9 protein-coding genes are annotated in these 11233 nt (G+C 52.9%); 7 read left to right on the forward strand and 2 right to left on the reverse strand.

The genetic code is table 11. The features are described 5' to 3' along the window. The first annotated feature begins 17 nt into the window (after positions 1-17). Genes M493_RS03565 through narI form a run of 4 tightly spaced genes read left to right on the forward strand, consistent with a single transcriptional unit; the run spans position 18 to position 6447 of the window. Complete coding sequence (locus M493_RS03565) at positions 18-3701, forward strand: nitrate reductase subunit alpha (RefSeq protein ID WP_020958908.1); 3684 nt, start codon at positions 18-20, stop codon at positions 3699-3701. After that, positions 3691-5223 carry a nitrate reductase subunit beta gene (gene narH, locus M493_RS03570; RefSeq protein WP_023817506.1) on the forward strand — a complete coding sequence of 511 codons (1533 nt, stop codon included), beginning with the start codon at positions 3691-3693 and terminating at the stop codon, positions 5221-5223. The genes M493_RS03565 and narH overlap by 11 nt, the downstream gene beginning before the upstream one ends. Next, a complete protein-coding gene (narJ, locus tag M493_RS03575) occupies positions 5198-5758 on the forward strand; it encodes a nitrate reductase molybdenum cofactor assembly chaperone (RefSeq protein ID WP_020958910.1) in 561 nt (186 codons plus the stop codon). The genes narH and narJ overlap by 26 nt, the downstream gene beginning before the upstream one ends. Further along, the gene (gene narI, locus M493_RS03580) at positions 5755-6447 is read left to right on the forward strand and encodes a respiratory nitrate reductase subunit gamma (RefSeq protein WP_020958911.1); all 693 of its coding nucleotides are present in this window, start codon (positions 5755-5757) and stop codon (positions 6445-6447) included. The genes narJ and narI overlap by 4 nt, the downstream gene beginning before the upstream one ends. A 63-nt stretch (positions 6448-6510) precedes the next feature. Here narI and M493_RS03585 read toward each other — a convergent pair whose 3' ends face one another. After that, positions 6511-7221, reverse strand: a complete 711-nt coding sequence (locus M493_RS03585; RefSeq protein ID WP_020958912.1) for a Crp/Fnr family transcriptional regulator — start codon at positions 7219-7221, stop codon at positions 6511-6513. Between the two features lie 222 nt (positions 7222-7443). On the opposite strand from M493_RS03585, the gene modB reads away from it, so the two are divergent. Then, a complete protein-coding gene (gene modB, locus M493_RS03590; RefSeq protein WP_020958913.1) occupies positions 7444-8106 on the forward strand; it encodes a molybdate ABC transporter permease subunit in 663 nt (220 codons plus the stop codon). 55 nt (positions 8107-8161) lie between these two features. Then, on the forward strand, positions 8162-9187 hold the full coding sequence (gene moaA, locus M493_RS03595; protein ID WP_020958914.1) for a GTP 3',8-cyclase MoaA: 1026 nt from the start codon (positions 8162-8164) through the stop codon (positions 9185-9187). 94 nt (positions 9188-9281) lie between these two features. Here moaA and ric read toward each other — a convergent pair whose 3' ends face one another. Further along, complete coding sequence (gene ric / locus M493_RS03600) at positions 9282-9989, reverse strand: iron-sulfur cluster repair di-iron protein (protein WP_020958915.1); 708 nt, start codon at positions 9987-9989, stop codon at positions 9282-9284. Positions 9990-10228: 239 nt separating this feature from the next. On the opposite strand from ric, the gene M493_RS19020 reads away from it, so the two are divergent. Continuing rightward, positions 10229-11185: a methyl-accepting chemotaxis protein gene (locus tag M493_RS19020; RefSeq protein ID WP_020958916.1), complete on the forward strand. Its 957-nt coding sequence runs from the start codon at positions 10229-10231 to the stop codon at positions 11183-11185. Positions 11186-11233: the final 48 nt, after the last annotated feature.

Raw genomic sequence — 11233 nt, forward strand, 5'->3', positions numbered from 1 at the left:
AGGAGAGGGAAAACGGCATGAACCAAAAGCCTACCCCATTTTGGCAGAAATTAAAATACTTTGGCCGGTCAGAAAAAATTGCCGGTCACGCAGAACTGTCGCCATACGGACGGGATGCTGAAAAGACGTATCGCCGCCGCTGGCAGCATGACAAAGTCGTCCGCACTACTCACGGGGTGAACTGCACAGGCTCGTGCAGTTGGAAAGTGCATGTGAAAGACGGCATTATTGCGTGGGAAACGCAGCAAACCGACTATCCGACGACAGGGCCGGATATGCCGGAGTACGAACCGCGCGGTTGTCCGCGGGGCGCGAGCTTTTCGTGGTATACATACAGCCCGCTGCGCGTCCGCTACCCGTATGTGCGCGGGGCGCTTTTGAAATTGTGGAAGGAAGCGCTGGCGCACGAAGGCGATCCTGTTGCCGCCTGGAAGGCTATTGTCGAAGACCCGGAAAAGGCGAAACGATACAAACGGGCGCGCGGCAAAGGCGGATTCGTCCGGGCGGCATGGGATGATGTGTATACGATGATCGCCGCTTCCCTTATTTATACGATCCAGACGTATGGTCCGGATCGCATTTTCGGCTTCTCGCCGATTCCGGCGATGTCGATGGTCAGTTATGCGGCAGGAGCCCGTTTTTTGAATTTAATTGGCGGGGCGCTGCTCAGCTTTTATGACTGGTATGCCGATTTGCCGCCGGCTTCCCCGCAAATATGGGGAGAACAAACGGATGTGCCGGAAAGCTCAGACTGGTTTAACTCCAGCTATATGATCGTATGGGGATCCAACTTGCCGCAAACGCGCACCCCGGATGCCCACTTTTATGTCGAGGCGCGCTACCGGGGGACAAAAGTCGTCGCCATTAGCCCTGACTATGCGGAATTTGTGAAATTTGCCGACAACTGGCTGCCGGTGCAGCCGGGAATGGACGGAGCGCTGGCGATGGCCATGACGCATGTAATTTTGAAAGAATTTTACGTTGACCAAACGGCCGATTACTTTATGAATTATGCGAAAACGTACACCGACTTGCCGTTTTTAGTCATGTTAAACAATCAAGGGAACCGCTATACAGCCGGCCGCTTTTTGCGGGCGAGCGATCTTGGCATGCCGCTTCAGTATGCGGAATGGAAAACGGTCATATGGGATGAGAGGTCACAGACATTTGCCGTGCCAAACGGAACGATCGGACACCGTTGGGAGAATAACGGCAACTGGAACTTGCGGCTTGACGACATGGACAACCGGCGGCTCGGGCTTCAGCCTGCCTTGACGCTTCTCGGACAGCAAGATGATACGGTGATCGTCCAATTTCCGCATTTTGAAGCCGGGAAAAAGGCGGTGATTGAGCGCGGCGTTCCGGTGAAAGCCATCAAACAAAACGGCGAGACGGTATACGTGACGACCGTATTCGATTTATTGCTCGCGAAAATGGGCGTCGGCCGTGGGCTCCCCGGCGACTATCCGTCCGATTATGATGATATGAAGCCGTACACGCCGGCTTGGCAAGAAGCGATTACTGGCATTGACCGAAAGACGGCCGCACAAATCGCCCGCGAATTTGCGCAAAATGCGCTCGATTCCAAAGGACGCTCGATGATTGTGATGGGTTCGGGCATTAACCATTGGTACCACTCTGACGCCATTTATCGGGCCGTTTTGAACCTTGTGCTGCTGACAGGCTCGCAAGGGGTGAACGGCGGCGGATGGGCGCATTACGTCGGCCAAGAAAAAGTGCGCCCGCTCGAAGGCTGGCAGACGATCGCGATGGCGCGCGACTGGGGAGGGCCGCCGCGGCTGCAAAATGGAACGTCGTTTTTCTATTTCGTGACCGAACAATGGAAATACGAAGACCAAAACATGAACGAGCATGTATCTCCGCTCGTGGAAAAGCCGCGATATGAGCACGGCGGCGATTACAACTATTTGGCGGCCCGGTTAGGCTGGCTGCCGTCTTATCCGCAGTTTAACGTCAACAGCCTTGCGCTCGTGGAACAGGCGAACGCGAAGACGAATGAAGAAGCTGTTCAATATGTCGTTCAGCAAATCAAAAAAGGAACCATCAAGTTTGCCATTGAAAATCCGTCCGACCCGGTCAATTTTCCACGCGTGATGTTTGTCTGGCGTGCCAATTTGATCGGCAGTTCGGCCAAGGGGCATGAGTACTTTTTGAAGCATTTGCTTGGCACCCATCATGCGAATTTAAGCGAACAAAACGATGAACTGAAAACGAGCGAGATCGTTTGGGATGAAAACGCGCCGGAAGGCAAACTTGATTTAATGGTCAATATCGATTTTCGCATGGCCGGGACCGGTCTATATTCAGACATCGTGTTGCCGGCAGCGACGTGGTATGAGAAGTACGATGTAAGCAGCACGGATATGCACCCGTTTGTCCATCCGTTCAATCCGGCAATCGCACCGCCTTGGGAGGCAAAATCGGACTGGGACTTCTTTAAAGGATTGGCCAAAACGTTTTCCGAGCTGGCTGTCCGCTATTTTTCCAAACCGGTGCAAGATGTCGTCGCCGCGCCGCTTTTGCATGATACGCGCGATGAAATCGCCCAGCCGTTTGGGGTGGTGAACGACTGGAAAGACGGGACGGCCGATCCGGTTCCGGGCGTGAATTTTCCGCGCTTGCACATTGTGGAGCGGAATTATGCTGAAGTGTATAACAAATTTGTGGCGCTCGGCCCGGTCGTCCGCGAGCAAATCGGGGCGAAAGGGCTTAGCTGGGACGCTAAGGAACAGTACAAATGGCTGCTTGATACGCTCGGTTCTTCTGCGCTTGAAGGTCCGTATAAAGACTGCCCGAGCCTGCTGACAGACCGCGATGCAGCGGAGGCTATTTTGGCGCTTTCTAGCACAACGAACGGCGCATTGGCGCTGAAGGCGTGGGGGGAAATGGAGAAAAAGACGATGCAGCCGCTAAAGGATTTGGTCATGGAACGGGCGGAAGAACATATTACGTTCCATTCGATTACGGTCCAGCCGCGGCAAGTGTTGACAACCCCGGTTTTCAGCGGGAGCGAAACCGGAAACCGGCGCTACTCCCCGTTTACGACGAACGTTGAGCGGCTCATCCCATGGCGGACGTTGACCGGAAGGCAACATTTTTATTTGGATCATGAGCTCATGTTTGAGTTTGGCGAAGAGCTGCCGACGTTTAAAGCGCCGCTGCAGAAGCTCGCTTTTTACAGCCATGACCGGCGCCCGAACGTAGGCGGCAAAGAACTTACCCTCCGTTACTTGACGCCGCACTTTAAATGGTCGTACCACAGCACATATGGGGATACCGTTCCGATGTTGACGATGTTTCGCGGCGGTCCTCACGTATGGCTGAATACCGATGACGCCGCTGAAGTCGGCATCGCTGACAACGACTGGATGGAAATGTATAACCGCAACGGGGTGGTCGTCGCCCGGGCGGTCGTCAGCCATCGACTGCCGCGCGGGGTGGCGTTTATGTACCATGTGCAGGAACGCCATATTAACGTGCCTGGTTCGCCGATCAGCAAATTGCGCGGCGGCACGTTTAACAGCCCGACCCGCATTCACGTCAAGCCGACGCAAATGATCGGCGGTTATGCGCAATTAAGCTACGGCTTTAATTACTATGGGCCGACAGGAAACCAGCGCGATGAACAAGTCGTGATCCGCAAGCTGGAAAAAGGAGAGGTGGATTGGCTTGAGAGTTAGAGCGCAGTTTGGCATGGTGATGAATTTGGATAAGTGCATCGGCTGCCATACGTGCAGCATTACGTGCAACAACACATGGACGAACCGCCCCGGCGCCGAGTACATGTGGTGGAACAATGTGGAGACGAAACCGGGCATCGGCTATCCGAAAGAATGGGAAAACCAAGACTCGCAAAAAGGCGGTTGGGTGCTCAAAGACGGGAAGCTTGAGCTGCGCGCCGGCGGCCGGGTGAACAAACTGTTAAACATTTTTTATAACCCCAATATGACGGTGATCGACGACTACTATGAACCGTGGACATACGACTATGAACAACTGATCAACCGTCCGGAAGGGGAGCATCAGCCTGTCGCCCGGCCTAAATCGCAGCTGACCGGCGAATATATGGACGTTACATGGGGACCGAACTGGGAGGACGATTTGGCCGGGGTTTACGAAACAGGGACGCGCGATCCGAACATCAAAGGGATCGAAGAGAAGGTGAAATTTGAATTCGAACAAACGTTTATGATGTACTTGCCGCGCATTTGCGAGCACTGTTTGAACCCGCCTTGTGTATCTTCATGTCCGTCCGGAGCGATTTATAAGCGGGATGAGGACGGCATTGTGCTCGTCGACCATGACGCGTGCCGGAGCTGGCGCTTTTGCGTGACCGGCTGCCCGTATAAGAAGGTGTATTTTAACTGGAAAACGCATAAAGCGGAGAAATGCACGTTTTGTTTTCCGCGCATTGAAGTAGGGATGCCGACGGTTTGTTCAGAAACGTGCGTCGGCCGGCTGCGCTATATCGGCATTGTGTTTTACGATTTGGACCAAGTGGAGGCAGCCGCCTCGGTGCAAGATGAAAAAGAACTGTACCGCGCCCATTTGCGCATCTTTTTAAATCCGTACGATCCGGAAGTCATCGAGGCGGCGCGTGAGGCCGGATATACGGACGACTGGATCGAAGCGGCACAGCGCTCGCCTGTCTATAAACTCGCTGTTGAGCAGCAAATTGCGCTCCCGCTTCATCCGGAATACCGCACGTTGCCAATGGTTTGGTACGTTCCGCCGTTAAGCCCGATCATGGGGGCGTTTGACGGCGGATTGGACGATATCAACCCACATGTCGTCTTTCCGGCGATTGACCAAATGCGCATCCCGATTGAATATTTGGCGAACTTGTTGGCGGCCGGTGATACGGATGTGATTCGCACCGTATTGAAAAAAATGGTGGCGATGCGCAGTTATATGCGGGCAGTGAATTTAGGAAAAGAGCCGGATCGGAGCATATTGGAAAAGGTAGGAATGGATGAGCATACGGTCAAAGAGATGTATAAACTTTCCGCCGTCGCGAAATATTCCGACCGGTATGTCATTCCGTCCTCCCACCGCGAGAAAGCCGGCAATGCGTTTTACGGGCAAGGCACGGCCGGCTATGCGTTTATGGAATCTTGTTCTGGCTGCTCTGAATATGAGGCGGACCGTTTTCACCAATTTTATTGGGGGGATGAGGATGGAAGAGCATCAGAAACTATTTAAACTCGCTTCCATTTTGTTGCAATATCCGGAACAAGAATGGCTGAAAGACGAACAGCTGTTTTATGAAATTTCCCAGCTCGCCAACCGTACGGCTCGCAAACGGTTTTTGCAGTTTCTTGACTATACGAAAACAAAAGATATTGACGAGCTATGCGAACTCTATGTGAGAACCTTTGATTTGAGTGACCGAACGACGATGTATATGACATACTACTTGTTTGGCGACCAAAAGGAGCGCGGCCAGGCGCTGCTGAAATTAAAAGAAGAGTTTCGCCGAGCCGGTTTGGAACTGGCCGGGGATGAGCTGCCCGACTATTTGCCGCTCATGCTTGAATTTGCATCGGTTGCTCCGGCAAGCAGCGCAAGGAAAGTGCTTCTTGTTCACGAACAAGCCATCAAGGAGCTGACCGCTAAGCTCCAAGAAACCGGTCACCCGTATTTCTTTGTGTTCGCCGGCTGTCTGGCAGGCATCGCCTCTTTTCTTGAGAAAACAGCGAAACGTGACATTCCGGTTAGAACGGAGGAGGCTACATGACGCTGCTTGATCAGTTTCTCTGGGTCATTTACCCGTATATTATGTTGACGCTGTTTGTCGCCGGTCATATTTACCGTTACAATACCGACCAGTTTGGCTGGTCGGCCAAATCGAGTGAGTTTCTTGAGAAACGGCGGTTGCGTTGGGGAAGCGTTCTGTTTCACTGGGGCATTCTCTTTGTGTTTCTCGGTCATGTTGCCGGTATTTTAGTGCCGAAAGCGTTTTATGAAGCGATCGGGATTACCGAGGAGATGTACCACTTTGGGGCGGTTTGGTTTGGCGGCGCCGCCGGCGTGGCGACCGTAATCGGGGTTGTGCTGCTTTTATGGCGCCGGCTCAGCGTTCGCCGCCTTCTCCGTCATAGCAGCAAAAGTGATATCGTCGTATTGGTGCTGCTGACCATTGTCATTTTGACAGGCTTTACAAATACGGTCGGATACACAGCGACCGGCGGGACGTTTGACTATCGGGATACGATTGGCCCGTGGTTTCGCGGTATTTTAACGTTTCGGCCGCTGCCGCAGCTCGTCAGCAATGCGCCGGTCGGGTTTCAAATTCATATTCTTTCCGCCCTGTTGTTATTTGGCATTTGGCCGTTTACCCGTCTCGTGCATGTGTGGAGCGTCCCATTGACATATTTAAACCGGCGTTACGTCGTCTACCGCCGGATGCGGGCGAAAAAAATTTAACGAAAGAGCCGGGCTGTCCGCAGAGGAGCGGTTGGCAACCTTCCGGGACAGCCCGCGCCTTGTTCACTCAATGCAGCAAATATCCGCCGGGCAATCTTCGCATTGGATTTCTGTTTTCAAATAGTTCAAGTCATGGACGGTAATTTTCCCCCGCTTCATCGAGATAATCCCTTCCTGTTTTAAGGCGTTGAGCATCCGGTTGACGCTTTCGCGCGTCGTGCCGCAAAAGTTGGCTAAATCTTGGTTTTTCAATGTGACATCAATAAAAATGCTTCCGTCCTCAAGCGGGACGCCATAACTGTTGCAAAGGCGAATGAGCGTCGAGTAAAGCGCTCCTTTTTTGCCGTTCATGATCAAATCGCGAAACTTTGTCTGTGTCCGCCGGGCATGCTTGCTGATCCAACGCATATATTCGAGGGTAAGGGTGGGGTCGATCAGCAGCTGTTCCTCCAGTTCACTTTTATTTACCACTGCCGCTTCACCGGATTCGATCACTTTGGCCGTCAATAAATAACGCGGATCGTTCGTAAATAGTGTCAGCTCGCCGACAATTTCCCCACTTCCGCAAATACGGAAGCACATTTCTTTTCCATCCGGGCAAATTTTGCTCACTTGCACTTTGCCGGAAAGGATCAAATACAGCTCATTGGCTGGCATGCCTTCCTGAAACAAAAACGAGTGCTTGCGAAGCGGAATCACTTTTTTGGACGACTGAAGCAACGAACGCAAGTGGGAGAAATCATGATTCATTGCAGTGCGGCTTTCGCCGTTCATTGTCGGCACCTCCATTTGTTCAGCTACTTCTATTGTAAAAAACATCACAGCGGGAGAGAGTGAAAAAAATCACCGTTTGTCCTCTTTTTGTGCGGGTTGTCACAAATTTTTCTAAATCGGATTTCTATGCACATATGATACAATCAATGTGAGCAGCATCACAGCATATGGCCGCTCATTTTCGTATAGTGAGATGGAGATGTAACAGAGAAGGGTTGATTCATGGCGGAATTTTGGTCACCGGTTTGGTTATCGATAAATGTATCGCTTCTTGCCGGCGTGATTGTCGCGATCCTCGGGACAGCGGCGGCAAAGCGGATGGCGCGCCGCCGGTTTCGCGGGAAGACGATCGTCGAGACGGTGTTGATGCTGCCGTTGGTGCTGCCGCCGTCGGTGGTCGGGTTTTTGCTCGTTGTGCTGTTTGGCCGCCATAGCCCGATCGGACGGTTGATGGAGACGTGGTTTCACACAACGATATTGTTTACGCCCGGCGCCGCGGTGTTGGCGGCGGTCGTCGTGTCGTTTCCGCTCATGTATCAGGCGGCGAAAGCGGGGCTCGAAGCGGTCGATCCGGCGATTGAAGGGGCGGCGCGCATCGATGGGGCGAACGAGCGCCAAGTGTTTTGGCATATTTCGCTGCCGCTGGCCAAACACGCGTTATTCTCCGGGGCGGTGCTGTCGTTTGCCCGCAGCCTCGGGGAGTTTGGCGCGACGCTCATGTTTGCCGGGAATATCCCGGGCAAAACGCAGACGATTCCGACCGCTGTCTATATGGCGATGGAATCAGGAGAGATGAAATTAGCGTGGGCATGGGTGGCGGTCACGATCGGGTTGTCATTCAGTTTATTGGCTTGTGTGACCAAACTCAGCCGTTTGCAACGATAAAGAAACAGGCCGCTTGAACGTGATGCGGCCCATAAACGAGAAAGGAGGGAGCGCCATGGAAGAGCGCGACCGGATGAAGATCACCGACCGCCTCTCCCGCCCGCTGCGCGATTTGCGGTTGTCGGTCACCGATCAATGCAATTTTCGCTGCGTCTACTGCATGCCGGCAGAGGTGTTTGGGCCGAATTTTCGCTTTTTGGCGGAAGACCAGCTGTTAACCGTTGATGAAATGGCGCTGTTGGCGGAATGTTTTGTCGAGCTTGGGGTCGAAAAAGTGCGCCTGACCGGCGGCGAGCCGCTGCTTCGGCGCGACCTTGATGCGCTTATTGAGCGGTTGTCCATGATTCCCGGCTTGCGGGACGTTGCCCTTACGACAAACGGCATCCATTTGGTGAAATGGGCGAAACGGCTGAAAGCGGCCGGGTTGAAGCGCGTCAACGTCAGCTTGGATGCGTTGGACGATGACATTTTCCGCAAAATGAACGGCATCGGCGTCGGCGCCGCTCCGGTGTTGAAAGGCATTGAAGCGGCGCGCAAGGCCGGGCTTGGCGTCAAAGTGAACATGGTCGTCAAAAAAGGGTGGAACGATTCACAAATCGTGCCGATGGCGGCTTACTTTAAAGAATTGGGCATCCCGCTCCGCTTTATTGAATTCATGGATGTCGGCACGACGAACGGCTGGGATTTTTCCTATGTCGTGACGAAAAAGGAGATTTATGAACAAGTCCATGCCATGCATCCGCTCGAGCCGGTCGAACACGAGTACTTCGGGGAGGTGGCGAGCCGCTACCGCTACGTCGGCACGAACGTCGAAGTCGGCTTTATCGCCTCGGTGACGGAAGCGTTTTGCCAAAGCTGCACGAGGGCGCGCATTTCCGCCGATGGCAAGCTGTATACGTGCCTGTTTGCGGCGAATGGCGTGTCATTGAAAGACAAACTGCGTGCCGGCGCGGGGAAAGAAGAGCTGAAGGCGCTCATTACGGCCATCTGGAACCGGCGGACGGACCGCTATTCGGAAGAACGGACGGCGGAGACGGCAAAACAACAGCGGAAAATTGAGATGTCGTATATTGGCGGATAAACAAACAGGATCGCTCCTTAACTCAGGAAGCGATCCTGTTTTTATGCGTTGGTCGCGTTTCAACCGTGCCAATGGCTTGTCTTGTTTACCCTGCTCACGCCTTCACCGCCGCCAACACGCGCGGAAAGAGGATGTTGTTTTCCAAATGGATGTGCGTAAACAAGTCGTCCTCAAGCGCGGCGAGTCGGTTGTAGACGAGCCGGTACGTGCCGCATGCGTCTTCCGGCGGGGTGAAATCGTTTGTGATTTCACGAATTTCTTTGATGAGATCACCGGCGACATCATGCTCATTGACGAGTTCGCGAACGGCCTGTTCGACCGCCTCCCGGTTTTCCGGGGATGGGTTGTCGGCAAATTGCAAAATGAGCGGGAATGCGCCCGTTTCCTCCTTAATCAAGTGTTGCTCAAGCTCCGTTTTTAACTCATGGAACAGTTTATGCACCCGGGAAAGATGTGGGTGATGCATGCCGTGCACGCGCAACACTTTCGTGACATACGGGCTGAGCTGCGGCAGTTCCTCGTTCAAATAGCGGTGATGTGTTCTTACAATATGATCGACGAGTTCGTCGAGCGGCGCTTCATTCCAGTTTCCGGTTGGCTTGTTTTGCGCTTCGTTATACAAGGTGTTCAGCTGGTGAAGGAGCGCTTCGCCGTCCAGCCCGCGCTCTTCGATGGCCTCTTTTAACGGGCGCTGCCCGCCGCAGCAAAAATCAATGCGTTGCGTTTTAAACAAATCCGCTGCTTTCGGAAAGGCAGTGACAATATCGCCAATTAACGATTGTTCGGTAAACCGCTGTTCCATTTCGGATCCCTCCATCGTCAAATCATTACAGCTTCAGCATACCTTGTTTTGGTCGCCAACGTTGTGATACATCTCACACAAGCAAAAAAAAGCGGACAACAAGGAAATGTGATCAACATCACAACAGTGTCTCTCTTCCTTCTTGTACAATAAAACAGACGAAATATATAAATAAGGAAAACAACGGTGAATACGCCATATGGAAAGTGTGAACTGCCGAAAAAAGAGGAGGAGTCAGCATGTGGCCGCTGGCCAAGGCAAGCCGCTGGGAGGAAGAAAAAAAGGAGCTTGAACGCCGGATTGAAGAGATGAAACAACAGCTTGTAAGGCAAGAAACGGCCATTCGTGAAACAGTGGCCGGACTGCTTGAGGAATGGCAGGAAATTGTCCGCCAACATGAACTCGTCAACGGGCAGCACCATGTCTTGGGCGATTTAATGGAAAAAACGAAAGAAAAAGTGGATAATGTCCGTACGCTCAGTCAATCGTCATACGCCATCTCCGGGCGCCTGCGCGAGCAGGGGACGGCTTTGGCGGACACCGCCGGGCAGATGGTGGCGGCGGCGAAAGAAGGGATTCGCATGTCCGGGGAGGTTGAGCAGGCGATCGGGCAGCTCGGGGCGGAAATGGAGACGACATCGGCCGCGATGCATCGGCTGCGCGACCGTTCGCAAGAGATCGAGCAAATCGTCAAAGTCATTAAAGAAATCGCCGGACAGACGAATTTAATCGCCTTAAACGCTTCGATTGAAGCGGCCCGCGCCGGGGAGCATGGAAAAGGATTTTCCGTCGTTGCCGCCGAAGTCAGGAAACTGGCTGAACATACGGCAGACAGCACGGAAACGATCCACCAGCTCACCGATGCGGTGCAGCAAGAAATTCAACGGTCGCTCGTACAGACTGACGCCATTTCATCTATCATTAACACGGTAGTGCAAATGAGCATCAACACATCGCGAACATGGTCGGCGATGATCGGGCTGATCGATCAAGTCGAAAAGCGGGTCAGTGGCGTGTTAAACGATATTCAAGAACAGTTTCGTTACGCCGATGAAGTGATGCAAGAGCTTGAGCGGTCGGCCGCTTTGTTTGGGGAAACGCGGGCGATGATTTTGCAACATATTGATGATGCCAGCGTCGTTGATGAAAAATTGGCCAAAACCATTAGACAGCTGCAAGATTGGAAATCATTGTGATAAAACGATAAAATGGACTTAGTGAAGTGAATAAAAGAAAGGAGAGAA

The organism is Geobacillus genomosp. 3 (genome assembly GCF_000445995.2).
Lineage (GTDB): Bacteria > Bacillota > Bacilli > Bacillales > Anoxybacillaceae > Geobacillus.

What these genes read in the sequence shown, in the direction of transcription:
- M493_RS03565 (WP_020958908.1), top strand. Translation starts at nt 18, where the DNA reads ATGAACCAAAAGCCTACCCCATTTTGGCAGAAATTAAAATACTTTGGC.
- narJ (WP_020958910.1), top strand. Translation starts at nt 5,198, where the DNA reads ATGGAAGAGCATCAGAAACTATTTAAACTCGCTTCCATTTTGTTGCAA.
- narI (WP_020958911.1), top strand. Translation starts at nt 5,755, where the DNA reads ATGACGCTGCTTGATCAGTTTCTCTGGGTCATTTACCCGTATATTATG.
- M493_RS03585 (WP_020958912.1), bottom strand. Translation starts at nt 7,221, where the DNA reads ATGAACGGCGAAAGCCGCACTGCAATGAATCATGATTTCTCCCACTTG.
- modB (WP_020958913.1), top strand. Translation starts at nt 7,444, where the DNA reads ATGGCGGAATTTTGGTCACCGGTTTGGTTATCGATAAATGTATCGCTT.
- moaA (WP_020958914.1), top strand. Translation starts at nt 8,162, where the DNA reads ATGGAAGAGCGCGACCGGATGAAGATCACCGACCGCCTCTCCCGCCCG.
- ric (WP_020958915.1), bottom strand. Translation starts at nt 9,989, where the DNA reads ATGGAACAGCGGTTTACCGAACAATCGTTAATTGGCGATATTGTCACT.
- M493_RS19020 (WP_020958916.1), top strand. Translation starts at nt 10,229, where the DNA reads ATGTGGCCGCTGGCCAAGGCAAGCCGCTGGGAGGAAGAAAAAAAGGAG.